The organism is Ruegeria atlantica (genome assembly GCF_947495585.1).
GTDB classification, from domain to species: Bacteria; Pseudomonadota; Alphaproteobacteria; order Rhodobacterales; family Rhodobacteraceae; genus Ruegeria; species Ruegeria atlantica_G.
The window spans coordinates 281,842-306,045 of the sequence record NZ_CANLZK010000003.1; the positions used below are offsets into that span (position 1 = coordinate 281,842).

Annotated in this window: 18 protein-coding genes; 4 read left to right on the forward strand and 14 right to left on the reverse strand. The window is 55.6% G+C overall.

Annotated elements, in window-relative coordinates; genetic code table 11:
* Window positions 1-287: 287 nt before the first annotated feature.
* The 12 genes from QMP16_RS08990 to QMP16_RS09045 form a co-directional block, all read right to left on the reverse strand.
* Window positions 288-1,838 (reverse strand): polyamine aminopropyltransferase, encoded by a 1,551-nt coding sequence (locus tag QMP16_RS08990; protein WP_282152088.1) that lies wholly within the window; start codon window positions 1,836-1,838, stop codon window positions 288-290.
* A gap of 76 nt (window positions 1,839-1,914) precedes the next feature.
* On the reverse strand, window positions 1,915-2,502 hold the full coding sequence (locus QMP16_RS08995) for a hypothetical protein (protein WP_282119451.1): 588 nt from the start codon (window positions 2,500-2,502) through the stop codon (window positions 1,915-1,917).
* 30 nt (window positions 2,503-2,532) lie between these two features.
* On the reverse strand, window positions 2,533-3,825 hold the full coding sequence (locus QMP16_RS09000) for a GNAT family N-acetyltransferase (RefSeq protein WP_282152089.1): 1,293 nt from the start codon (window positions 3,823-3,825) through the stop codon (window positions 2,533-2,535).
* Between the two features lie 7 nt (window positions 3,826-3,832).
* Window positions 3,833-4,222, reverse strand: coding sequence for an adenosylmethionine decarboxylase (gene speD, locus QMP16_RS09005; RefSeq protein ID WP_282119453.1), 390 nt, complete (start codon window positions 4,220-4,222; stop codon window positions 3,833-3,835).
* A gap of 440 nt (window positions 4,223-4,662) precedes the next feature.
* A complete protein-coding gene (locus QMP16_RS09010; protein ID WP_058274623.1) occupies window positions 4,663-5,760 on the reverse strand; it encodes a M56 family metallopeptidase in 1,098 nt (365 codons plus the stop codon).
* The gene (locus tag QMP16_RS09015) at window positions 5,747-6,142 is read right to left on the reverse strand and encodes a BlaI/MecI/CopY family transcriptional regulator (protein WP_113790821.1); all 396 of its coding nucleotides are present in this window, start codon (window positions 6,140-6,142) and stop codon (window positions 5,747-5,749) included. Before QMP16_RS09015 ends, QMP16_RS09010 begins: the two co-directional genes overlap by 14 nt.
* Window positions 6,143-6,208: 66 nt before the next feature.
* Window positions 6,209-6,613 carry a DUF2160 domain-containing protein gene (locus QMP16_RS09020; RefSeq protein WP_282119455.1) on the reverse strand — a complete coding sequence of 135 codons (405 nt, stop codon included), beginning with the start codon at window positions 6,611-6,613 and terminating at the stop codon, window positions 6,209-6,211.
* 8 nt (window positions 6,614-6,621) lie between these two features.
* Window positions 6,622-7,419: a carbohydrate ABC transporter permease gene (locus tag QMP16_RS09025; RefSeq protein ID WP_058274621.1), complete on the reverse strand. Its 798-nt coding sequence runs from the start codon at window positions 7,417-7,419 to the stop codon at window positions 6,622-6,624.
* A complete protein-coding gene (locus QMP16_RS09030) occupies window positions 7,416-8,279 on the reverse strand; it encodes a carbohydrate ABC transporter permease (protein WP_058274620.1) in 864 nt (287 codons plus the stop codon). The genes QMP16_RS09025 and QMP16_RS09030 overlap by 4 nt, the downstream gene beginning before the upstream one ends.
* Window positions 8,276-9,352, reverse strand: a complete 1,077-nt coding sequence (locus QMP16_RS09035; protein ID WP_282152090.1) for an ABC transporter ATP-binding protein — start codon at window positions 9,350-9,352, stop codon at window positions 8,276-8,278. Before QMP16_RS09035 ends, QMP16_RS09030 begins: the two co-directional genes overlap by 4 nt.
* A 1-nt stretch (window position 9,353) precedes the next feature.
* The gene (locus QMP16_RS09040; RefSeq protein WP_282152091.1) at window positions 9,354-10,403 is read right to left on the reverse strand and encodes an ABC transporter ATP-binding protein; all 1,050 of its coding nucleotides are present in this window, start codon (window positions 10,401-10,403) and stop codon (window positions 9,354-9,356) included.
* A gap of 82 nt (window positions 10,404-10,485) precedes the next feature.
* Window positions 10,486-12,225 (reverse strand): ABC transporter substrate-binding protein, encoded by a 1,740-nt coding sequence (locus QMP16_RS09045; RefSeq protein ID WP_282152092.1) that lies wholly within the window; start codon window positions 12,223-12,225, stop codon window positions 10,486-10,488.
* 558 nt (window positions 12,226-12,783) lie between these two features.
* Here QMP16_RS09045 and QMP16_RS09050 point away from each other — a divergent pair.
* Window positions 12,784-14,043, forward strand: a complete 1,260-nt coding sequence (locus tag QMP16_RS09050; protein ID WP_282152093.1) for an aminotransferase class V-fold PLP-dependent enzyme — start codon at window positions 12,784-12,786, stop codon at window positions 14,041-14,043.
* A 55-nt stretch (window positions 14,044-14,098) separates the two neighbouring features.
* On the opposite strand, the gene QMP16_RS09055 is transcribed toward QMP16_RS09050, so the two are convergent.
* Window positions 14,099-14,284, reverse strand: coding sequence for a hypothetical protein (locus QMP16_RS09055; protein WP_282152094.1), 186 nt, complete (start codon window positions 14,282-14,284; stop codon window positions 14,099-14,101).
* Window positions 14,285-15,047: 763 nt separating this feature from the next.
* Here QMP16_RS09055 and QMP16_RS09060 point away from each other — a divergent pair.
* Both QMP16_RS09060 and QMP16_RS09065 read left to right on the forward strand, forming a co-directional pair.
* Window positions 15,048-16,745: a type I secretion system permease/ATPase gene (locus QMP16_RS09060; RefSeq protein WP_282152171.1), complete on the forward strand. Its 1,698-nt coding sequence runs from the start codon at window positions 15,048-15,050 to the stop codon at window positions 16,743-16,745.
* Window positions 16,745-18,058, forward strand: coding sequence for an HlyD family type I secretion periplasmic adaptor subunit (locus QMP16_RS09065; RefSeq protein ID WP_282152095.1), 1,314 nt, complete (start codon window positions 16,745-16,747; stop codon window positions 18,056-18,058). The genes QMP16_RS09060 and QMP16_RS09065 overlap by 1 nt, the downstream gene beginning before the upstream one ends.
* 13 nt (window positions 18,059-18,071) lie before the next feature.
* Here QMP16_RS09065 and QMP16_RS09070 read toward each other — a convergent pair whose 3' ends face one another.
* The gene (locus QMP16_RS09070) at window positions 18,072-20,120 is read right to left on the reverse strand and encodes a dockerin type I domain-containing protein (RefSeq protein WP_282152096.1); all 2,049 of its coding nucleotides are present in this window, start codon (window positions 20,118-20,120) and stop codon (window positions 18,072-18,074) included.
* A gap of 213 nt (window positions 20,121-20,333) precedes the next feature.
* On the opposite strand from QMP16_RS09070, the gene QMP16_RS09075 reads away from it, so the two are divergent.
* Entirely contained in the window at window positions 20,334-24,164 is a 3,831-nt protein-coding gene (locus QMP16_RS09075; RefSeq protein WP_282152097.1) for an Ig-like domain-containing protein, read from the forward strand.
* The last annotated feature ends 40 nt before the right edge of the window (window positions 24,165-24,204 follow it).

Below are 24,204 nucleotides of genomic sequence, written 5' to 3' on the forward strand. Positions count from 1 at the left end.
TGCGATTGCTAAGAAACTAGCCAGGTCAGCGTTGTTCCCAAAAGCTTGATTGGGACATCCAATTCCCCGTCTTCCTCTTCTGAGTAAATGCGAAATGCAGGCCCCGAGATAGCGACGCGTTCATTGTGCGGAACGCTTTCGACGCAATGTATCACGCTGTCCAGTATCTTTTGACCATGAGGGGTTTGTACCTCTGCAGCGTATTCCGTCTTGGCGCGTTCAGAGATGCACTCTCGAAGATCCACTTCATTTGCAGTAGGGATAGGCTCCCAAGTGGCCAGCCCGGCTCAATAACCAGAAACGTCACGCGAGTATTCGTGATAGATACCCGGGTCAAAGATGGAATTAATCGCCAGTTCTCGCTTGGGAAGAAGGTCCTCGGAAAACACCTGGGCGGCCTCAAAGACACCGGATGTCAGAAAGCGCGCACTTTCTGGAACCTCGCCCAGAGTCGCCGTCGGATCATTGGCCACAAGGTTGTAACCCCAAACCCCGAATGACGGAATCGAAACCTGATAGTTCACCACCTGCGGGAAAATCTCGGAAAGGGTCTCGGAAATCGTCCAATAGGTATGCGGTGAAAAGAAGGGAGAGCTGCTTTGAGTGACCAAAGCACCATCGTCGCTCAAAATGCTGTTCACCATGGCATAGAACTCGATCGAATAGAGCTTTGACAGCGCTTCGTTATGGGGGTCGGGAAAGTCTACAATGATCCGATCGTAAGTTTGATCGGTAGATTTGACATAGTTGAATGCATCGGTGTTGTAGACGTTCAGAATCGAGGCCTCCATGCTGTTTTCGTTCAGGCGCGCGATAGGGGCCAGATTGCGCCCCAGGTCGGTCATCGCCGGATCGAGATCAACAAGGTCGATGCGCGAGACGCTGGGGTGTTTCAGGATCTCTCGCACGGCCAGCCCGTCGCCTCCGCCCAGAACCAATACGGACTTGGGCGCGTTTTCCCCCCATGACAGAACCGGATGGACCAGGGCCTCGTGATAGCGATACTCATCCGCTTCGGCGAACTGTAGGTGGCCGTCGATGTAAAGGCGCACGTCATTTTTCTGCCAGGTGTTGGTGACCACCAGCGACTGATACTGCGACTGCTTGCGCCAGACGATACGGTCAAAATACAGATGGTCCTGCGCAAACGCAGTGATGCGCCCGGCCAGCAAAGTCAGCGCGAACAGCAAAACGATGGTCGCGATTGCGCTGACTAGCATCCGTTTGGGTGAATCCAGCTGGTCGCGTAGGCAAAGGACGCTCAGCAAAGCGACCATGGCATTGGTCAGGCCAATGGCGAATGAGGATGAAATCAGTCCAAGCGATGGAAGCAACAGGATTGGAAACAAAACAGATCCGAAAAGCGCTCCGATATAGTCAAGTGATAGCACGTCGGCGATGGATTCCCGCGCGGTACTGCTTTCGGACAAGACCCGCATCAAAAGCGGAATTTCCAAACCGACGAGAAACCCGATGGTCGAGATAAAGGTAAACATTCCCACCGTGTAGAACCACGGCGCATAGGGAAAGAGCATGAACAATGACACGCTGCACAGGCCGCCGACCAAGGCCAGAATCAGTTCAACCCAGATAAACGTTTGGATCAGGTTGCCGTGGAAAAAGCGTGAGACATATGACCCGACGCCCATGGCAAACATGAAAAACCCGATGGTCAGTGAAAACTGATAGACCGAGTTGCCCAGCAGGTAGCTGGACACCGTTCCAATGATCAGTTCGTAGACAATGCCGCACAGGGCAACAACAAGGATCGCGCCAAGCAGAACCATCGCCTGCCGGCGTGGCAGCTCTGTGTAACGCGGTGTCAAAGTGTCGGTCATATTGAATTCCGAATAACTGGAAAGCCCGACGCGATTAGCGCCGGGCCTGAGTGGAGTATGTTGCGGACGCGGCGCCTTATTTACCGGCGCGCAGACCACCAGCGCGAGCGCTGCGCGGAGCTGAATAGCTGGCGCGCGGCGTCACGTTACGGTTGTTGAAGCTTGACGCGCTGATACCGGCCGAACGCTGTCGGCTGAGTAGGTTGCCAATCAGCGCACCGGCCAGGAAGCCAGCGCCCGAGAAACGCAGGCCAGCGGACTCACCAGTAGTGTCAGTGGCGATCAGGCGTCTGTTGGCCTCGTCAATCTCGATGGTAAAAATCTCACCTTCATCCGAGTCTCGTGCGCCGTTTGCATTAGCGTCTGCATAACCCGAGAACTTGGCGTCGGATAGAATTTCAAGACCCAGCGGCTCGTCATAAAAGCGCGGTTCCGAGTTCATGATCTGGGTGAGATACTCCGTGAACTCTTCCACTTGATCGTCCGAGGCTTCGGCGATGCTGTTAGCTGTCAGATATTCCTGATACTCGTTGATCGCAAATTCGGTCCGGTCCAGAACCTGCCCAAGATCGGCGGTCTGTTCGGACTTCGGGGCCAGGAACACCGAATACCCTATGAAGCCCACAACGCCCAAAATGACGATTGTTTTTAGATTTCCAAACATAATTTCTCCTATCGAGTTAAGACTGTGTTTTCAGGTTTCATCAAGGTCATAGGACCACCAATCCTGGTGCAGGTCCTTGCCGTAGAATTCTTTGAGCGCACCGCATTTCTTCATCCCCTGCCCCTGTAATTCGGCTGCATGTGCGTCGGACAGATCAGAGGGGACAGTAAGAATGGCCATGCGATATTTCTGCGTGCGAGCCAGCGAAAGCTGCTGATCCAGCCCGTTCAACCCGGTACCGGATTCGCTCCAGCGTAGTCCCGCTACATCGTTGGTTTCCGCGGCCTTTTGCAGGTCAACGACAGACAGACCTGTGGTTGAGGCAGGATGGGCGTGCGGTAGTTCGGGCGCATCCGGATTATCCAATCCATAGATGATTTTCGCCTCTCGCGGGCTGTGATACCCAGGTACGGTCAACTCGACCGCTGCCCCGAATTCTTCATACAGCTTATGCGCGGCGGCATAGATTTTCTTGCCGAACTCTTCGTAGTCACTGGTTTCGATGAAAATCTTGCGGATCTGTAGCTGCGCAAGCTTACCCAGCATGTCGTTCAACATCTGCCCGCCCAACCCTTTGCCGGTTTGGGCCTGATCCAGGTAGGTCCAGGACAGCCACGCAACATCAGGTACATCTTCGTCAATACTGTAGCCGATCAGACCGAGCACGTTGCCCCGATCTTGCAGGACAAACATGTTTTGGGTGCCCTCGTTAACAAATTTGTCTTCAGCCTCGGCCGCGTCATCTTCATCGGTCTGGGCGATGATCTGAATGGCAGGCGATACATGCCGCCATTCCATAGGCGTGAGGGTCGGCCCCTTCGAGCCGAACAACGCATTAAACAAGGCAAGACCTCCCCCGACCAACGCGGATGTAATGTGGGTGAAAACCGCGATCTGAGACCGCAGGTACAAAAACTCGGCGACGAGCAGAATGCATATCAGCGCAAGCGCCCAAACACGTTGGCTTGGCGGTCCCGCTGCTACAAGACCAAAGGCAACAAGGGCATAGGAAACGCTTGATAACCCTACGAACCCCGGCCCGACCAGAACGAACTCTGCCACTGTGCCGGCAACGACGCTCAGGATCACAAGGCCTGCGGTCCCGGTACTGCCCAAGCGAGGTTCGGTCAGACAGCCGCCGATGAAAATCATCACACAGTTGAGTGTCAGATGGCTCAGATCGCCATGCCGGATCACGAACAACAGATGGTCGGGCAAGCTTTGCACAGGCCCCGAATAACGCACCGGACCGAACAGCACGTAGACGCAAATCGCGCACAGGATTAGAGATATCGTGACCGGGCATCTGCGCAGCTCTCTCATTCGCCCTTCAACTGCCGGCGATAGCCAGCCGCGGCACGTTTTGTCCGATCAGGCCCCGTTTGATGGATTGCACCTCAATGCGCTGCGGGCGGAAATAGGATTTCAGTACATCCAGGCTGCGCTGCGGCTCGGCGTCGCCGCACATGAAGATATCAACGGCGGCATAACCATGCTCGGGCCAAGTGTGGATCGAGATATGGGACTCAGCCAACAAAGCCACCCCGGTAAACCCTGCACGTTGTCCGAAATCATGAGTTTCGACGTCAAGGACATGCGCTTTGGCTGCAATAGCCGCGCGTGTCAGAGCTTCTTCAGCTGGGGCAGGATCATAAAGTGCAGTTGAATCGAAGAAATCCGCTAAAAGATGTACACCTAAAGAGGGCAAAACAGCGCTCATAAAAAACTCAAAGCCTCAAACCATAAATTATTGATCCACTTCTATTTTATTGATCTCTGCAGTCAATCTGACTGCAGGGTTGCCCGGGTTTGACTGCCACGCTGTGGCAAAAACTACACAACCTATAGGGGATCATTAAAGAGTCTGAATATTTGCGTCAGACTCTCGTTTATTTCCGATCCATTCTTTGGGAAGCGTGCAACTCGCACTGGTTTCGGGCCCGCAAGGCAACACCATGCCGGTTGCGCAAGCGGTTGTACGTTGGTGAAACGACATAGCTCTGCCTGGTTGCGTTAGAACGGGCACCCCTGCCCCGCTTTAACGCAAAATCAGGAACTCAACATGCCCCAGCCTCGGGCCAAAATTTCACGGCGCTGAACATCGTGCGCATGAAACGGCAATCCGTCTCTCCAACCCTGGCCGGAGAGCATCACCGCATATCAATTCCCCTGAGTGCGAGCCTCAAGCCGTTCCAGATTAACAACTGTCGACAGCATCAAGCGATCGTGGCTCCAATCCTGAGTTTGGCGTACTGACGCCGAGCTGATGGCAAGAATGGTTGCCAATGCTAGGGTCATCCCAAGAAATACGGCAGGCAGAGGAGGACTTGCCGTCGACGCTTCGGTCAAGGCAATCACACGCAAACGCAACACATGCTTTGCTTTTGTCCCGTTCACCAAGGCCACATGAAGAATGCGTGGGCAGTTCATTGTAAGAGATCGCGAACAGTAATCCAGCAAACAGGCCGTATAGTCTTTGGCGTCTATCCCCTTACGCGAGACAACGGATTGGTCACAGGCCAACTCGCGCAGTCGGTCAAACTGGTGCTTAATCACCAGATATGCCGGGTTCCAGAACAGTAGCGGGCGCATCAGCTCAAAGCCCAGCTCCCACTCCACATCCATGGCACGGATGTGTTGAAATTCGTGTGCCAGAGCGAACCGCAATTCACGCGGTGTATTTAGCAAATGGCTGGGTAAGACGACGTGGCGGCGACGTAGGCCGCGCACAGCGAAGGGTACGTTTATCCGGTCCGACAAACGAATGTCTACCTTCGACGACCGCCGCCAAAGAAAGCTGGATCTCACGGTTTTGCGAATTGCCCATGCATCGCGAAGCACACGAATTGTCAAGAAAGTCGACACCAGGGCGAATGCAATCAAAACGCATGTTACAAGGACAGACGAACCAGAAAGAACGTGATCAAGCCAACGTTCGCGCGTGTTCAGCAGGGTTTCGAACTGCGCAGCCGGCATGGCAATATCACCACGCAAGTAGGCAGCCACGGCCAGATCCCCCAGTGCGACTGCGCGTCCAGGCCACAGAAAACCGATAAAGGCCGAGACACCCATTGCCAGCACCGGGCTCAGCACAACACAAATACAAAGTGCTTTGAGCGATCGAAGTTGTGCAACAAACCCATATCGCATAGACGATCGCGCGAACACGACGCGCACAGCCAGCCAGATAAGTGCCGACAATCCAAGTACAACATTTAACTCGAGAAAAGCGTCGAGAACCGGTTTAACCGCCGTCATTTTGCAGTCTCCTCTCTACCAGTGCTCGAATTTCCTCCAGATCATCTTCTGTCAGCCCCGCATCGTCGACCAACCTTGCAACCAAAGTTGCGGGGGTGTCGTCGAATAACGTTCGGGAGAGATTTTGCAGCGAACGCGACTGATACCTGTCTTTTTCCAGAAGTGGCCTATAAATCAACGATTTGCCGTTCTTTTCGCTTTCTACAAATCCCTTTTCATCGAGAATGCGCAAAATTGTTGCGCCGGATGTGTAGGCCAGATTTCGATCTGGCGCCAAACGATCAAGAACATCTCGGACTGAGCCCTGACCCAGCGCCCAGAGTTCATTCATGAACTCAAGTTCCACTTCGGTCAGCAAGTTTGTAGTTTTTTTCTTTCGCATCAGTCTCGGTGTCGCCATTTTTTAGTATGCCTGACAGACAAGCATCCTTTCACTGTTTCGCAAAGCCTAAACTTTCCAGAAGACGAAGATGCCCCAACCGATGGACAAAAACAGCGGCGTCCAAACCGGTTGCCCAACCAATCCGAGCCAGGCCAGAAAGATGTAGGCAGCCCCAAGAAGCGTGATGAAGAGACGATCGCCGAGCGTGGTGGTCAGACCCAACACGCCGCGCCGCTCAATCCCGTCGCGATACTTGAAGCCTTCGAGAACGCCAATCAGCGCGATGGCTGAGAATATCCCAACGAAAACTGCAAGTGTCGCAGGCGTCCAGGCCATCCAGAAATCGGGCCACAAAGGGTCGGTCCAGGAAAATCCCTTTTCCTCTTGTTGGCCAACGTTGCCCCATCCGGTCTGAGCCTGAGCCAAGGTTGTCGTAGGTAGGAAGGGGAGAATGAGAAGAAGTTTACGCATATCGAACCTCACACACGACCCATCGCGAAACCGCGCGCGATGTAGTTGCGGACAAACCAAATGACGATGGCTCCGGGGATGATGGTCAGGGTTCCGGCAGCGGCCAGCAGGCCCAACTCGTACCCGGCGCTGGAGGCAGTACGCGTCATCACGGCCGCGATGGGTTTAGCCTCTACCGCAGTCAGGGTTTTGGCCAACAGCATCTCGACCCACGAAAACATGAAGCAGAAGAAGGCCGCGACACCGACACCCGCTTTGATGTTCGGCAGGAAAATCGTCACGAAGAAGCGTGGGAACGAATAGCCATCCACATAGGCGGTCTCATCCAGTTCTTTGGGAATGCCGCGCATGAAACCTTCCAGGATCCAAACGGCCAACGGCACGTTGAACAATGTATGGGCAAGTGCCACGGCCAGATATGTGTCGAACAGACCGATAGAGGAGTAGAGCTGGAAGAAAGGCAGCGCGAACACCGCAGCAGGAGCCATACGGTTGGTCAGCAGCCAGAAGAACAACTGTTTGTCACCAAGAAACCGATACCGCGAGAACGCATAGGCGGCGGGCAAGGCAACACAGACAGAAAGCACTGTATTGATAGTCACATAGGCGATGGAATTGATGTAGCCCCAGTACCACGTCGGGTCTGTGAAAATGGTGATGTAGTTTTCCAGCGTAAATGTTTGGGGAAACAGGGAAAAGCCCGACAGAATCTCGTTCGTGGTCTTGAAGGACATCGCAACCAGCCAATAGATCGGCAGCATCAGAAACGCGATATAGAGGATCGGAATAAGGGAACGCTTCTTCATTGCGCGTCATCCTTTGTCATCAGAGTGTAGAATACCCACGACACCAGCAGCGTGATTGCGAAGTAGATCAGGCTCATCGCGGCTGCAGGGCCAAGGTCAAATTGTCCCAGCGCGATCTTCACAAGGTCGATCGACAGCAAGGTGGTTGAATTGCCGGGGCCGCCGCCGGTCAGAACGAAGGGCTCGGTATAGATGTTGAAACTGTCCATGAACCGCAGCAGTACCGCGATTGTCAGGACTGTTTTCATCTTGGGCAGCTGGATATAGCGGAATACCGACCACGGGCTGGCGCCGTCAATTTTGGCGGCCTGATAATAGGCGTCCGGGATCGATACGAGGCCTGCATAGCAGAGTAGTACGACCAATGAAGTCCAGTGCCAGACATCCATGATGACGACTGTGATCCATGCCGACAGCGGTTGCTGCGTCATGTCATAGTTGATGCCTAAAACGTCATTCAGGAAATAGCCCAGCAAGCCGATTTTGGGCAGGGTAAAGATATTCCACATCGACCCGACTACATTCCACGGGATCAACATCGGCAGAGCCATGAGAACCAGACAAACTGGAACCCAGAACCCTTTGCGCGGCATCGACAGGGCCACAATGATGCCCAGGGGCACCTCAATCAGCAGGATCAGGAAAGTGAACAGGAACTGCCGTCCAAGTGCGGCCTGGAACCGGTCGGACCGCAGGATTTGTTCGAACCAGCCCAGTCCCTCCCAGAAGAACTGGTTGTTGCCGAAGGTCTCCTGCACTGAGTAGTTGACCACCGTCATCATCGGCACCAGCGCATTGAAGGCGACCAGTGCCAGAACCGGTAAGACAAAGAACCATGCCTTTTGGTTTTCCGTTCTCATTGTGCCCGCTCCTCGCTAGCGATCCAGCCGTCGCGGTAGACGCGCGATTGTTCAGGTTTGAATTGCAGGAAGACTTGTGATCCCGGTTCCGGGACACTGTGTTCAGTTACTGCTTTCAGGGCCGTGTTACCGACCATGGCGCTGACCACGTAGTGACGGCCAATATCCGAGACCTTGGTTACATGTGCCGGGATACCGGTGTCACCGAACCCCACATATTCGGGGCGGATGCCCAGATCGGTTCGACCGCCATCACCATGGGTCGGACCTTCCAGCATCACTTCGTGACCTTCAAAAACGGCGCGGTCGCCCTTGGCTTCACAGGGCAGAACGTTCATGCCAGGTGAGCCGATGAAGTGACCAACAAAAGTGTGCTGGGGCCGCTCGAACAGCTCAACAGGCGTGCCAATTTGAACCACTTCGCCATCCTGCATCACGACCACTTCGTCCGCGAAGGTCAGCGCCTCGGTCTGGTCATGGGTCACGTAGATCATCGTGGCTTTGACGCGCTGATGTAGTTCTTTCAGTTTCGACCGCAGCTTCCATTTCAGGTGTGGGTCGATCACAGTCAGCGGTTCGTCGAACATCACCGCATTTACGTCGTCGCGGACCAGACCGCGACCCATCGAGATCTTCTGTTTGTTGTCCGGGCTAAGGCCCGACGCGCGGGTTTTCAGCAACTCGGTGACGTCCAGCATCTCGGCAATCTCATCGACGCGGCGTTTGATTGTCGCGGCGTCGACACCCCGGTTTTTCAGCGGAAAAGCCAGGTTTTCACCCACGGTCATCGTGTCGTAGATTACTGGAAACTGGAACACCTGCGCGATATTGCGTTGATCGGGCGGCAAGGCCGTCACGTCGCGGTCATCGAACAGGATCTGCCCCTCAGACGGTGTCAGAAGACCGGAAATGATGTTCAGCAACGTGGACTTCCCGCAACCTGATGGCCCCAACAGGGCATACGCCCCGCCATCGCGCCAGGTCACGTCAATTTCCTTCAGCGCGTAGTCATCCGGGCCTTTTGGCGTCGGCATATAGCTGTGTTTTAGGTTTGAAAGCTTGATCTGTGCCATGTCAGGCCACCCTTTTGCCGTCTTGGCCGAAATACCGGCAATGGGCCGGGTTCATATAAAATCGGTGATCTTCGCCCACCCGATAAGGGTGCACGCCTGCCGCCAAAGAGACCCAAGCATCATCCCCGTGCTGGAAGTGCGCGCTGGAATCCGAACCCGATAGCTCTGTGACAATCACACGACCTGTCAGTTCCACATCGGCATCCGAGGTGCGGGTGGGAGTCACTCGGTGCGGTCGTACTGCAACTATGTACTCGCCGTCCGCCAAATCCGAAACCGCCCAGCCGCCGCCGCCCGCAAGCTGTGCCTGCGTAGCTGACACGGTGACGCGGGCCACATTGATCGGCGGGTCTGAGAACACGCGCGCAGCGGCAATATTCTCAGGGTTGCGATAGATATCAGCAGTCGGGCCGAATTGCGTAACGCGACCGTCTTCCATAAGGGCGGTATATCCACCCAAAAGCAACGCTTCCTCGGGTTCCGAGGTGGCGTAAACCACCACCGCCCCGCGACCGGCAAACAGGTCGGGTAGCTGTTCGCGCAGTTCTTCACGCAGCTTGTAATCAAGGTTCGCCAGCGGTTCATCAAGGAATACGGCGCGGCTTTCTTTCGCGATGGCACGGGCCAGTGCGGTACGTTGTTGTTGTCCGCCTGACAGCTCATGCGGTCGGCGATGCAACATAGGGCGCAGTTGCAGCAGGTCGGCGGCCTCTTCCACGCGCCCTTCAATCTCGGATTTCGCCATCCCAGCCACACGCAAAGGCGAGGCGATGTTGTCAAAAACAGTCATATGCGGATAGTTCACGAAGAACTGGTGCACGAGGCTGATCTGCCGCTTTTGCGTGTTCAGCCTTGTGACGTCCTGCCCGTCCATCAGCACCTTGCCCGAGGCGATCGGGTCCAGCCCGGCCATCATCTTGATCAGAGAGGTTTTGCCCGATCCCGTCGCGCCCAGCAGCACATTGAAATGGCCGGTTTGCAGCGTCAGGGTCGTGGGCTTGATATGGATGACGTTGCCAACGCGTTTGGTGGCATCTTGTAGTTCGATCATGTCCGTGGGTTCCGGTTCTTCAGTGCGTCGCACTGGCCTTGAGGTGGGGATGCCTGAAACGGCATCCCCGGGTTTCAATGGCTTACTGAGACTGCCAGCGCTGAACCAGTTCGTCGTAGTTGACGGTCTGGCCCTGCGGCTTTTCGTTCTCGAGCTTGGCTTTGGGCGAGCCTGCTTTTTCCAACCAGAACGACGCATCCTGCGGTTCGTTCAGGCGGGGACCACAGCCACCGTAGACACCAGCACTTTCATCCGCGGCCTGCATACGGGCCATGGTGATGTCCATCTCTTCGGCCAGACGGTCCATCGCCTCTTGCGGGGTGAAGGCGCCTGAGTTCACGTCACCGATCTGCTGCCACCAGATCTGAGCCAGCTTCGGATAGTCCGGCACGTTGATACCGGTCGGCGACCATGCCACACGGTCAGGCGAGCGGTAGAACTCGACCAGACCACCCAGCTTAGGTGCGCGCTCGGTAAACGACTCGTGGTTGACCGAGCTGTCGCGGATGAAGGTCAGACCCACGTGGGACTTCTTCACATCGACGGTCTTGGACGTCACGAACTGAGCATAGAGCCAAGCCGCCTGAGCACGATCCGCAGGGGTCGACTTCAGGAAGGTCCAGGAACCCACGTCCTGATACCCGACCTTCTGGCCATCTTCCCAATAGGGGCCGTGCGGGCTGGGTGCCATCCGCCAAAGCGGCGTGCCTTCGTCATCTACAGTGTTGTTGCCTTCGGACTTCGGCTTCACCATGTCGGCGGTAAAGGCTGTGTACCAGAAGATCTGCTGGGCCACGTTGCCCTGGCTGAGCGCCGGCAGCGACTGATAGAAGTCATAAGACGCCGCACCCGGAGGTGCATAGTTCCGCAGCCATTCATCCCACTTACGGATCGCATAGACCGCAGCCGGACCGTTCGCAGCACCACCGCGCGACACCGAAGCACCGACAGGGTTACAGGTGCCTGCTTCCATGCGGATGCCCCATTCGTCGACGGGGATACCGTTTGGCTCGCCTTTATCACCTGCACCAGCCATCGACAGCCATGCATCAGTCATACGCCAGCCCAGGTCGGGCGCACGTTTGCCGTAATCCATGTGACCATAGATCGTGGTGCCGTCGACTTCTTTTACGTCGTTGGTGAAGAAATCTGCGATGTCTTCGTAAGCTGACCAGTTGACCGGAACACCCAGATCATAGCCGTACTTCTCTTTGAACGCGGCCTTGTTGGCCTCATCATCAAACCAGTCCTTGCGGAACCAATAGAGGTTTGCGAACTGCTGATCGGGCAGCTGATACAGCTTGCCGTCCGGACCGGTGGTGAACTGAATGCCCATGAAGTCATCCAGATCCAGCGTCGGCGAGGTCGTGCCCGCCCAGTCGCCACCCATCATGTCAGTCAGCGGATAAGCCAGCTGCAGACGCGAATGCGTGCCGATCAGGTCACTGTCATTGACATAGCCGTCATACAGGTTCCGGCCGGTTTGCAGTTGAGTCTGTACGGCCTGGACAACTTCGCCCTCACCAAGAATCTGGTGATTGACCTTGATGCCGGTGATTTCCTCGAACGCCTTGGTCAGCACCTCGGATTCGTAGGAGTGGGTCGGAATGCCTTCGGACAGAACGTTGATTTCCATGCCATTGTAAGGCTGTGCAGCTTCGATGAACCATTGCATTTCCGCCATCTGTTCGTCTTTCGACAGGGTCGATGGCTGGAATTCGTCGTCGATCCAACGTTGTGCTGCGGCTTCGTCGGCCCAAACGGGACCGTGCCCCGCAATGACGGCAGCAGCCGCCACTGCGGAAAGTAGATGTCTCCGCATCTCTTTCCTCCCAAAAAATTATGGTTTTCCGGCGCAAACCGGATAGCAGACAGCATCAGCGATTTTCTGCGCGCCTGTCAAACTAAATTTTTAGTAAATAGATAAATCCAGCATAACTATTTAATAATAATCATTATTTCAAACAAGCTAGCGTATCTACCAACGGCAGGAAAGTGTCCGACCATCGTAAAAAACACCCTGAGGGAAGATTGCTTAAGCTGACAAAAACCATTGTCGAGGATATGAAACCGTTCACGATACATATCCCGTGCTTCACCACACCTTCGAGCCAATAGAAGACGCCATTCTCATCTGGATCTCCCGATAATACACGCGAAAATTTTTAGGAAAAAATAGTTCGATAGCGACACAAAACGACGGTGCAGCGCAATCATGTCGCGTTGTCGCTTGACAGGATGACAGCATGCGGCCTGATCAATTCAATTCGCGGAATTTTCGATGACTCTGTCGACGGTTTTCGGAACAAAGCCTTATCGCGGTGGCCAAGTTCCGCCGCACGATCGTGAACCGCGCTCTGACTATGCACAGGACAAATCTATGATCCAAGACAACCCTGCCCTCATCGACGCCATCCGCGACCGGTTCGCCCATGTCGGCACTTGCCCATTTCAGGGCGAACGCATCTTTTTTGAGAATGCGGGCGGAGCACTGACATTGAAATCCGTCGCTGAAACCTCGGCTTTCTATGCAGCAATCCCGGACAATCCCGGGCGCATAAATCCGGCAGGTCAGGGAACCCAAGACGTTATTAACAAGGCCAAGGACGACCTGGCCGTGTTCATGAACGCATCTTCCGGGCAGTTCTTCGCAGGTGAAAGCGGAACCGAGCTGCTGTTTCGCATGATCCGCACTGCGTGTCTGGTCGCCCCCAACGGGTCAAAAGTGATAGGTTCATCCATCGAGCACCCGGCCACCCGAAGCGCAGCACGCCGCTGGGCTGAAATCGCAGGGCTGGAGTATGTGAATGTGCCCCACGGCAACGACACCGGATTGGTGACGGCCGATGACTATATCGCGCTGATGACGCCAGATGTCGTAGTGGCAACGATCCTGCATGCGTCGCCCGTGACAGGCATGGGCATGGACGTAGCTGCGATTTCCGCGGCGATCCGTTCTGTGGCACCGGATTGTTTGATCATCGTCGACGGCATTCAGCATGCGGCCCACGGGCAATTGGACCTGGATGGCTATAATGTCGATGGCTACGCGATCTCGCCCTATAAAGTGTTTTCGCGTCACGGATATGGTATCGCCTGGATTTCTGACAAACTCAGCGCTTTGCCGCATGACATGTTGATCGACGCACTCGCAACCGGGTGGGAGTTCGGGACCCGTGACGCGGGATCTTACGCAACTGTATCGGACGTAGTGGCGTATTTTGACTGGCTCGGTAGCGAAGTCTCGGATGAGACCGAACCGCGCAAGCGGATCGAGGCTGCAGGTCGCGCCATTCACACCTATGAAACCCACTTGACCGATACTGCTATCAACGGCACCGGCAATCTGCCAGGGCTGCGTGATATGGATCACGTGACCATTCTGGCGGGCACCGAAAACCCGGCACGCGAAGGGTTGGTGTCAATCGTGGTCGAAGGTCATGCGTCCGAGGACGTGGTCGAGATATTGAATCAACAGGGCATTCGCACCCATACGCGAAAGGCTGACCACTATTCCGGCAACGTTCTTACACCGCTGGGCCTGTCGGATTGTATCCGCATTTCTTTTTGTCACTACAACACGGAACAGGAAATCGCCCGTCTTCTGGGGGCGATCAAGGTATTGGGCGAAAGCCGCTGACTAGACTGGTGAATACATACGGGTGCGCGGCCTGTAGCCGCGCATCCGAGCGTCATCAGATTCGCAGCAAAGACACGACCGGCGTCAGTTCGATGATGGCCGTGGTGAAACCTTGCGTACTCACCAAATACCAGCGCAAACTTGCAATGGTCTTCTGCCAAGCAACGATCCTCACATTGCGTTGTTGTGAAGGATTGGTCAGCATTTTTCCGCACGCTTCGGCTGCAAATCTGTCAACCATTTGTCGGGTTACATCATCGGTAAAGTGAACACTGCCAAAGCCATCCCATCATCCGCAGCAGGTTTGGGCAAATGATCCCAAAAAGCCTGATTCCCACCCCAAGGTTGAACAACCATGTTGGCCCCATCGCAAACCACCTAGTCGCCCGAAACAACGCTCTTTTTCAAGCGCACCCAATGTGGCACCGCTGCGCACCCAGCGACGCAGAGCATTGTCCGTATTCAAGGTCAGGTACCGTTCAAGTGTCCAGCTCGTTGAAGCCACTATGGAATCGGCAGCTTCGACGTCACTAAGCGCAACTATGCTTATCCCCACGCCATTGCTAGTGACACAATAGCCGCCTGTCTCTGACCCGAAGCTCCATTCTAAATAGGGTTTGCTATCCAGACAATTGACCGCACGAAACGGATCAATAAGCCCCATTGTAGCGGCAAGGTTAAAGTTGGACGCGACCATGACAAGAATGCGGCTTAGGGCCTGAAGTACTGGCCATGTGGACTCTGTCTCGATTGCGCTATTTGAAGTTCAGGGGAGTATCCCTCCATTCAACGTGCGAGTTAATGCCAATAAACCAAGGTTAAAACGCCAATTACGAAGCTCGCTCGGCGGCATATGGACCATCCGCGACGACATGTATTTCCACTGTTGGGACATCAGTCTAGGATGCGCGCGAATGCTAGCCCATTCGAAACCCGAGCAACAAACACGAGAAGCTTCGTTCGTGAATATTAAGAACCACATGGCAGCACAGCCAAGACGTGAAATGCAATCGGCGCGCAACCAGGGGATCACATTCCTGGCGCTGGCGTTTTTGTTCAGTATCTTTGTCAACTTGCTAATGCTGACCGGGCCTTTGTTCATGTTGCAGGTCTATGATCGCGTTCTTGGGTCCCGAGCGGTCGAGACTTTGGCTGCGCTGTTTCTGCTGGTGGCACTTTTGTACGGCCTTATGGCCATGCTCGATTTCGCGCGGGGTCGAATCGTGGCACGTTTCGGCGCTCGGTTTCAATCGCAGTTGGACGAACGCGTCTTTGATGCAACCCTGCGCCGATCGCTACACCCACGCGCCCGGGCTGCACCTGCAACAGCGTTGCGCGATCTGGAGTCCATCCAAAACCTGTGTTCTTCTCCGGTTCTGCTGGCCGTCATGGACATCCCTTGGACGCCGATTTTTATCGCGGCAATTTTTCTGTTCCATCCTCTTCTGGGCTGGCTGGCCGTCGGTGGTGGCTCGCTTTTAGTTGTGATCGCGTTGTTGAACCAAATACTGACTCGTCGCAAGGTCGCCTTGGCTCAATCCGCGTCGGCAAAAGCCAACATCTTTTCCGAACATGCCCGACAAGCAGCCGAGGTCGTACACTCGCAAGGCATGCAAGAGGACATCACGCGTAGATGGCAGCGTCAACGAACAGACGCCTTGCAACAAACAATCGCCGCCAGTGACTGGACCGGCAGCTTTACGTCAGTGACGAAATCGCTGCGGCTGTTTTTGCAATCTGCAATGCTGGCGCTTGGGGCTTTGCTTGTTCTGCGCAATGAATTGACCCCCGGCGCGATGATCGCAGGTTCGATCCTGCTGGGTCGTGCCTTGGCACCCGTCGAGCAAGTTGTTGGGCAATGGGCTGTCGTTGAACGCGCCCGAACTGCGTGGAACTCGTTGAGCCAGTTTCTGGATGCCACGCCGCCCGAAATACAGCGCACCAAGCTGCCTGTGCCCCAAGCCCGGCTGACGGCCAAGGGTCTGACGGTCATCCCGCCCGGAGCGGATACTCCAACCCTCCGCAACGTCTCATTGAACCTCGAGCCCGGGCGGGCGCTTGGTGTTATCGGAAAAAGCGGGTCAGGAAAATCCACTTTGGCTAAGGCGCTTTTGGGTATTTGGCGTCCTGCAGCAGGCGAGATCCGATTGGGAGGTGCAACGCTGGATCAGTATGATCCAACTGATCTGGGCCAACATATCGGATACCTTCCGCAAGAAGTTACGTTGTTCAATGGAACTGTCGCCGAAAACATCGCGCGCATGTCGGAAGACCCAAACCCTGAAGCTGTTGTAGCAGCAGCCAAAAAAGCCAATGCGCATGAGCTGATTCTGACGCTGGAAAAAGGCTACGATACCATTCTGGAAGGCAATGACAGTCAGCTGTCAGGCGGTCAGAAGCAGCGGATCGCGCTCTCTCGCGCGCTGTACGGAGACCCCGTTTTGTTGATCCTGGACGAACCGAACTCGGCGCTGGATGCCGATGGAACCGAGGCGCTGAACGCCGCTGTCCGCGATCTTAAGGCCGCAGGAAAGTCTACGATCATCATGACGCACCGTCCCCAAGCGATCTCGGAATGTGATGATCTTGCAGTGGTCGAACGAGGCCAGGTTGTCAAATCCGGCCCAAGGGATGAGGTTTTGGGTGCAGTCGTTCAAAATGCCGGATCGATCAAGCGCAACCTCAGCAAGGCTGGCAACTGATGCAGGACAAAACAAATAATCCGCGCCCTGTATGGCGCATTACGATCCCTGCCTTGGTCGGGTTTGCGGCCCTCGGCATCCTTGTTGGCGGCTTGGGTGTTTGGGCAGTCAACACGCGTTTGGCCGGTGCCATTATCTCTCAAGGCATTATCGAGGTAGAAAGCAACCGTCAGGTGATTGAACACCCCGACGGCGGCGTTGTTGGTGAGATCTATGTGCGCGATGGTGATGCCGTCACCAGCGGCGAATTACTATTGCGGTTGGATGATACGTTTCTGTCGTCCGAGAAGACCATTGTCGAAGCCCAGCTGTTCGAACTGCTGGCCCGCCGGGCCCGTTTGGAAGTCGAGCGCGATGGCGCAAATGCCGAAGCTCTGGCCACCCGGTTGACTGAGATTCAGCAACAGGAAAACATCGACCATGATCTGATCGCCGGTCAGCAACGCCTGTTTGAGGCGCGATTGAATACATTGGACCAGCAAACTGAGCAACTGGGCAAACAGACCGTTCAAATCGAAAGTGAAATCGACGGTACCGAAGCGCAGCTTGTCTCGCTGCGGCGTCAGGTTGAATTGATCCAAACTGAACTGGATGATCAACAAAGCTTGCTTCAGCGCGGCCTTACCCAGGCCAGCCGAGTTTCGGCCCTACAGCGCGAAGAGGCCAGCCTCACAGGGGATATTGGTCGATTGGAAGCTGCCGCCGCGCGCCTGGGAGGCCAGATATCAGCGACCGAAATCTCGATCCTTGAGCTTGAAGCAACACGGCGAGAAGAAGCCATCACGACCCTGCGTGATATTCAGTCCCAGATTGCTGAATTGGCCGAGCGCCGTCTGTCACTGGACACCCGCCTTTCGCGACTGGATATCCGCGCCCCAGTTTCGGGAACGGTTTACGGCAGTCAGGTCTTTGCCCTGCAGTCCGTGATCCAACCGGCGGAACCAATGATGTATCTGGTACCGCAGGATACGCCCCTGGTCGTCGCCGCGCGCGTTGATGCAATTCACGTGGACCAGTTGCATGTTGGCCAGCCGGTTTTGTTGCGGTTTCCCGCGTTCAATCAGCGTGAAACGCCTGAAATTGACGGACAGGTTATGAATGTCTCTGCTGATACGTTTACCGACGAAAACACCGGCCAGACATTCTATCGCGCCGAAGTCGTTCCACAAGACGGGCAAGTTGATCGTCTGAAAGGGCAGGAATTGCTGCCCGGCATGCCAGTGGAAACATTGATCAAGACGGATGAACGTACGCCCCTGTCCTATCTGGTGAAACCGTTGGCAGATTACTTCAACCGGGCGTTCCGAGAGTGACCGCCCGGCCGCACTAAGGCGCTTCGAGGTTGCCCAGCAGGATCGAGGTCATGTCGGTAGCAATCAAGCCATCCACAGCCACTACATTGGCCCCGGTATCATAAGAAACATCGGTGCGCGTGATCCCTGAAAGGTCCGCGTCACTTTCGATGAAAACCCATCCCGGCGGAACGGCTGTCGGCTGTCCGACTGCTACTTGCAGAATCAACAATGCATCGAGCGCATTCACCGAACCATCCCGGTTGAAATCTGCCGCTATCAAATTCTCCGGCGAGGCCGGTCCCCATGTCGGGTCCAGTCCGACCGAAATTCGCAAAACCTGCAGCGCGTCCAATGCGTTGATGTCCTTGCTCGCAGTGGAATAGGTCTTGATGACGTCAAACTCGCCCTCAAAAGTGCCGGACGGTAAATTCAAATCGAACCGTCCATTGCTGTCTGCACGTACAGTGATTGTAGCTCCGCCATTTGGGGCGAAGCTGATTTCTGCGTCGCTGAGGCTGGGGTTGGCGGTTTCTGAGTTAATTGAAACATCCCCCAAAACCCCATCGGAACTGCCCGGATCGAGCCCCCCGAAATCGCCGAAATCGACGGGAATGTGATCGGGGCCGCCAAAACCCGCGCCAAACACCTGAGCGCTGGTCAGCGGACCACCAGAGGCGGAGTTCACGAATATTGTCTCATTGAAGTATTCAATCCGAGCGCCTTGTGCCGTCACGGTAAAAGTCAACTGTCCGGGCGTTCTGAGCAGCGGATAGTCGAATGTGTCCAACCGGTCGATACCGGCCTGAAAGTCCGTGATTGTGGTGGTTTCCGCTCCGTATTGCATGACAAAGATGTCGGCACCGGACCCGCCCGTCATTGTGGTCGCGGCCGAACCCGCAATCAATATGTCATCCCCGGCCCCACCAATAAGGGTCGTCGGAAGGATATTGCCGCTGAGTATATCGTTACCGACGGTCCCGTTAACGGTTTCCAGGCCACTACGCACGACGCCCAGATCCGCGACATCCACCGTAAGTTGGGTCAGCCCCGCATCCTGTTGCGACGCGACCAGAATCTGCAACTCATCACCGACCTGCGCGACGCTGAACGACTCCACATTCTGCAAACCGCTTTGGAGCGTATCGGCAAAACTGTCCAAATGCACCAATTGTCCGCCGGGCGTCATGGCGAACAAGGTTATTCCATCATCGCCACCGCCCGCGACAACAAACACATGCCCATTGACCTCAACCACTGAAAGATCCTGAACCGACTCGAACCGTGTGTGCAGCGAATCCAGGACATGATCGGTTGGGATTAGACGGCCATCGGCGGCCAATTCCATCACACTGAGAGAGTTGCTTTCAGCCCCCGCGACCACCACCCAGGACTTGCCATATGCCTGTATCACTTCGACCGCCGTGGGCGCAGCAATTCCCAAAGTCGTCAGGACCTCGCTGTTGTCTACCACTGCTATGGCTGCAGTTCCCCCATCAACCCTGTAGGTCGAGACAGTGTTGCTGGCCCCGTCGGCCGCAATAACAAAGTTGTCTGCGCCAATGCTCAATGACTGCATCGAATCAGATCGTGCCACGATCACGCCCGAGGACGTCAACGTGCCGTCCCCGTTCACGGTATAGGTGACAATCCGCCCGGTATCTTCATGCGCCATCATCAGCAGATCGCCGGACCCGGTCGACAGTTTCACCAGGGCCGAAATGTCACCGCCGCCAGTCAATGTCCCGGTTTCCCGCAAGGATCCAACGGTCCCATCCGCGTTCAAATCATATCCCACAAGCCCATTTGCAGTGTCGATATCCAAAACGAGCTGATTACCACCACCAAATGAGACCGGTGTTCCGATGCTGCCCACCTGAAACGTGATCGAACCACTGAAATACTCGGTATCGACCAGTTGCGGCACAGCGCCATCAACAAGCTTCCAGACCGCAACACCGCCTCCGGGGCCGGTCAAACTGTACAGATACGTGGCCCCGTTAAGCGTTTTTAAAGCCGTATCACGGATACCTGAATCGAGCGCTGCGCTCCCTGTTGCAACCACGCTTTCGAACTGAAGCATCATACTACATCACCCCACGCCAAACTTGGCAATGACTGCAGGATGATCCGATGCCCGGCCCGATACCAAAGCGGAATTGTGGTGAAAATGAGGAGTTCGGTTTGAGTTTAACACAATTTTTCCTGGTCCGACCGCATGAGTCACAAACGCGAAAGACTGATGAACAAAACCTGGCCCATCCAGGCGGACACAGACATCACATGTGAGGGTAAGATGACCAAAGAACATGATCCCAAAGCCAAAACTGCAGACCCCGGATCAGACAATGGTCGCAAGGACCACATTCGCCGGTGGATTGATGGCAAGATGCGACGCTGGGTTGGACGCGGTATCGCTGGGGGGCTTGGCTCGACTCTCATGGCGCTACCCGCCTTGGCGCAGGCAACGATAGAAGAGCTTTATGCCTATCAGTTTGCAGAAACGATTCCCGGCGTTCAGTCAGTGAAGCTCCTGAAAAACGGGGATGTTCTGCTGAAGATGATAGATGGCAGTACAATGATTGTCGCTGCGGAAAACGTTCAGGTTCTGGACAGTGGCGCGATCATGATCGCCGAAAATGCCGTGAGTGAAATTGCGCAATTCAGTCTGGCTGCCGAAGCAGGTGGTGCCGCTGCGGCGGGCGGCGGCATCAGTGGCGTCGGGGCTGCATTGGGCGGATTGGGCCTGGCGGGGGCCGCCGCTGCGGGGGCCGGCGGCGGCGGTGGTGGAGACGATGGTGATTTTCAACCCGCGCCGCCTGCACCGCCTCAGGTTTTGAACCTCGCGCAGGCACAATCCACTGCGCTCAGCAGCACGGAGGCGAATATCAGGGTCCCGGATGGAACCGAAACAGTGGAACTTACGATCGGGTCTTTGGTCAAGTCTGTGCCACTCAATCCCGATGGAAGTTGGAGCATTTCGCTGACAGCCGTCGAAGCGGCCAGTCTGCCACAAGGTGTTCAGAACGTCACGGTTCGTCACTTGGACAGCGGCGGGCGAGAACTTTCGGTAGAGACCGTATCTTACAACATCGATACAATCCCCCCTACTCTGACAATTTCCGGTTTGTCGGATGGTGCGGTCATAAATGCGGCGGAAAGTGCAACGGATCTGACCGTCTCCGGGACGACAAACGCGGAAAACGGTCAGACCGTGACGGTTACTCTGAACGGCGGAACATACTCTAGCACTGTGACCGACGGTCAATGGGCCGTCACTGTTCCTGCCAGCGATCTTGCCGCGTTGCCGGATGGCGAAACCATCGTGTTGACCGCAGATGTTTCAGATATGGCGGGGAACCCGGCAGCACAGGTCAGTGACTGCATTGAGACAGACTTTACGGCACCGACCGTTACCCTGGATCCTCTCCCCGTCGACAAAATCGAATTGGTCGACGTTCAGAACGATATGGAGCTGAGCGGATCGACAACAGCAGCTGATGGCCGGGCAGTTTTTGTCGAATTCGGGGGGCAGACCTATTCGACAACCGCCTCTGACGGTAGTTGGAGCGTCACTATTCCATCCGCTGATCTCGCAAGTCTGCCCTCAGGTACTCCTGTGTCGATAAGGGTCGTTGTCAGCGATGAAGCAGGAAACACTTCGGTTCCGGCAACGACCTCCGTTCCGGTAGATCTGACTGGCCCTGCAATTTCCATATCGCCGCTATCAGTTGGATCCGCTGTGAACGCGGCAGAAGTCGGTTCGGATTTAACAATTTCGGGAATTACCGGGAACGTAGAAGACGGCCAGCAAGTAACAGTCGTGCTGGACGGCCAGAGTTACACCGGCGCAGTGTTCGGCAACAGCTGGTCGGTGACCATCCCAGCGGCCGACCTTGGAGCATTGGCAGACGGGGGCACATTCACCATCACCGCAAATGTATCCAATACGGACGGGCTCGCAGCCAACCAGGCGAATGCACCCGTATCCAAGGATGTCACCGCCCCGACCTTGACCATCGACGGATACTCTGATGGTGCCGTCTTGAATGCCGCTGAGCGTGATACGGACCTGACAATCACCGGATCAACTGATGCAGAGGACGGACAGACCGTAACTGTATCGTTAAACGGCCAGGATTATACTGGCACCGTCGCTGGTGGTGTCTGGAGCGCGACTGTACCCGCGGCAGATTTGACGGCACTGTCCGATGGCGCAACAATCCCGGTGACTGCAGACGTGGCAGATGCCGCCGGAAACCCAGCGCTGCAGGCAAGCGGCAGTTTTGACACTGATTTCTCACCTCATTCCATCACCATCACCAATTTGTCCGACGGCCCGGTCATGAACTTGGCGGAACGCGGCACGGATCTGACGGTCTCAGGCACATCGGATGCCCCGGACGGCACCACCATCACCGTGGAAATCGTCAGGGCAGATGGCACTGTAGACCTGAGCAATACCACTACGGTCAGTGGCGGCACCTGGACGTTGGTTTCGTCGGCGGCCGGCTTAAATGCCCTGCAAGACGACGAAATTTACAGTGTGAATGCGACGGTTTCAGACACGGCTGGAAACAGCGCTAGCGCGAGTGATGGGTTTGGAACAGACTTCACAGCACCAACTGTGACGATCAACCCATTGGCTGTAGGATCAGTTTTGGACGTCTCCGAAAAGGGAAACGATCTGTCCATTTCCGGGGCGACATCGGCGGAAGAAGGGCAAATAGTCACCGTCATGCTGGATGGCCAATCATATACCGGTGTCGCCACTGGCGGCACTTGGTCGGTCACTGTACCTGCGGCGGATCTTTCCGGATTAGCGGACAGTACAAATTTCCCCATTTCTGCAACGGTCAGTGATCAGGCCGGCAATAGCGCCAGTCCGGCGACCACAACACTCGCTACGGATTTCCGGCCGCTGTTAGACCTGAATTCTATAGGGGCGAACAACTCAATTTCACTCGGCGACGCGCAGAGTTCTGGCGTTGTTGTATCTGGAACATCCGTTGGCCTCGCCGCTGGCCAAGCGGTGAACGTAACACTCAATAGTAACTCTGTCGGCACCGCTACTGTCGCAGCTGATGGAACCTGGTCGCTTGCAGTTCCGGCGTCGGATTTCACAGGTATTTCAGCAGGTGATGACCTGAACTTTCAGGCGCAGGCCACGGTTTCCGGCGGCCCTGATCCTTTACCGGCAACCGGTGAGACGACGGCGCATGTACCGGGCGCATATGTCATTGCAGAAGCGGGTCGGAGCGGTTCAACTATCACGTACCAAATCTTCGCAGACGCTGACCGCGACGTTTCCAGCGGGCTAGCGATGACGATCGAGTTGGGATTTGATCCGTCAGTTGTGACCTTCGACGCAGGATCCGATATTGGGAACGGGGCTTTCGGTCTGTATCTGTCCAACCCAGTTGGGGGCTCCGTGGTCAACTTTGCAGGTGTTGCGACCAGCTTTACGGATCTGAACCAACCTCTGGTAACGTTCACCATGACCGTTCAGGACCCCAGCAAACCGGTTGAACTGTCGCTTACCACCCCGGATGGGGGTCCGACGACCGTCATAGTCGGCACTGATGGAAATGACACTTTGGTCGCCAGCGATGTGGACAGCTTTGTTCGTGGTCAGGGCGGTGACGACGCCATCAATGTCTCGGACGCGGGTCGCGACGTCGTTGTGTTCGAAGCCGCCCCTGCGGCTAACGGAGTGGACACGATCACCGGCTTTTCACTCGGCGCGGCAGCGGATGTGTCAGATGCGTTGATGCTCAGTGGCCTCGATCACTCTACTTTGCGTGGCGATGGCACGGACGTTGAGACATTAAATGTAGGCAGCGCAGTTGGTGCCAACACGGGCGTCATCGGCTTGACCACAGCTCTGGCCGACCTGTCGATCAACACAATTGAAACTGCCGTCGAAAGTTTGACGGGACTTCAAGCCGGTGACGAGATCTACGTACTCGCGACAGATGGAGACGACAGCGTTCTGGTCAGGGTCGACTATTCATCCCCGACTGCAGCCACCGTTGAAACCATGGCGCATTTTTCGGGGTTGGACGACCTTAGCGGATTGAGCGCGGACAATATCCTGATCGCCGACCCGACCGGAGCAACGGCTTGATCAAAACACGGACTGCCGGCTTTTCAACCGGCAGCCACTC

Coding starts and splice junctions, on each gene's coding strand:
- QMP16_RS09055 (WP_282152094.1), bottom strand. CDS start 14,284: ATGGTTGACAGATTTGCAGCCGAAGCGTGCGGAAAAATGCTGACCAAT.
- QMP16_RS09025 (WP_058274621.1), bottom strand. CDS start 7,419: ATGAAGAAGCGTTCCCTTATTCCGATCCTCTATATCGCGTTTCTGATG.
- QMP16_RS09045 (WP_282152092.1), bottom strand. CDS start 12,225: ATGCGGAGACATCTACTTTCCGCAGTGGCGGCTGCTGCCGTCATTGCG.
- QMP16_RS09075 (WP_282152097.1), top strand. CDS start 20,334: ATGACCAAAGAACATGATCCCAAAGCCAAAACTGCAGACCCCGGATCA.
- QMP16_RS09010 (WP_058274623.1), bottom strand. CDS start 5,760: ATGACGGCGGTTAAACCGGTTCTCGACGCTTTTCTCGAGTTAAATGTT.
- QMP16_RS09065 (WP_282152095.1), top strand. CDS start 16,745: ATGCAGGACAAAACAAATAATCCGCGCCCTGTATGGCGCATTACGATC.
- QMP16_RS09020 (WP_282119455.1), bottom strand. CDS start 6,613: ATGCGTAAACTTCTTCTCATTCTCCCCTTCCTACCTACGACAACCTTG.
- QMP16_RS08990 (WP_282152088.1), bottom strand. CDS start 1,838: ATGACCGACACTTTGACACCGCGTTACACAGAGCTGCCACGCCGGCAG.
- QMP16_RS09015 (WP_113790821.1), bottom strand. CDS start 6,142: ATGCGAAAGAAAAAAACTACAAACTTGCTGACCGAAGTGGAACTTGAG.
- QMP16_RS09030 (WP_058274620.1), bottom strand. CDS start 8,279: ATGAGAACGGAAAACCAAAAGGCATGGTTCTTTGTCTTACCGGTTCTG.
- QMP16_RS09050 (WP_282152093.1), top strand. CDS start 12,784: ATGATCCAAGACAACCCTGCCCTCATCGACGCCATCCGCGACCGGTTC.
- speD (WP_282119453.1), bottom strand. CDS start 4,222: ATGAGCGCTGTTTTGCCCTCTTTAGGTGTACATCTTTTAGCGGATTTC.
- QMP16_RS09040 (WP_282152091.1), bottom strand. CDS start 10,403: ATGATCGAACTACAAGATGCCACCAAACGCGTTGGCAACGTCATCCAT.
- QMP16_RS09060 (WP_282152171.1), top strand. CDS start 15,048: ATGCAATCGGCGCGCAACCAGGGGATCACATTCCTGGCGCTGGCGTTT.
- QMP16_RS08995 (WP_282119451.1), bottom strand. CDS start 2,502: ATGTTTGGAAATCTAAAAACAATCGTCATTTTGGGCGTTGTGGGCTTC.
- QMP16_RS09070 (WP_282152096.1), bottom strand. CDS start 20,120: ATGCTTCAGTTCGAAAGCGTGGTTGCAACAGGGAGCGCAGCGCTCGAT.
- QMP16_RS09000 (WP_282152089.1), bottom strand. CDS start 3,825: ATGAGAGAGCTGCGCAGATGCCCGGTCACGATATCTCTAATCCTGTGC.
- QMP16_RS09035 (WP_282152090.1), bottom strand. CDS start 9,352: ATGGCACAGATCAAGCTTTCAAACCTAAAACACAGCTATATGCCGACG.